The 344-nt window shown below is 44.8% G+C and carries 1 pseudogene; it reads left to right on the forward strand.

Features of this window, described 5'->3' with window-relative positions:
- Positions 1-344, forward strand: a pseudogene (locus BFP77_RS13210) (transposase); the annotation flags it as partial.

Consider the following 344-nt stretch of genomic DNA (forward strand, 5'->3'; position numbering starts at 1 on the left):
ATAAGTGGCGTTCGCGTTATGCGGGCATGAATTCCAAAGAATTGAAACGCCTTAAGGAACTCGAAGAGGAGAACCGCAAGCTTAAGCAGATGTACGCCAATCTGGCGTTGGACTATCAAATGGCCAAGGAGATCATTGAAAAAAAGCTTTAAAGCCTTGCCGTAAGCGCAGTATTACCAAAGAACTTATTCATTACGGTATCAGCAGGGCGTGCCGTGTTCTCAATATGAGTAAGAGTGTCTATTATTATAAACCTTTGCCGAAGGACGATACCGAGATAGAGGAAGCCTTGCAACAAAAAGCAAAGGAACACTCGGAGGAGGGTTTTTGGAAGGCCTATGACC

This window comes from Maribacter sp. 4U21 (assembly GCF_002742365.1).
In the GTDB taxonomy this organism is placed as follows: domain Bacteria; phylum Bacteroidota; class Bacteroidia; order Flavobacteriales; family Flavobacteriaceae; genus Maribacter.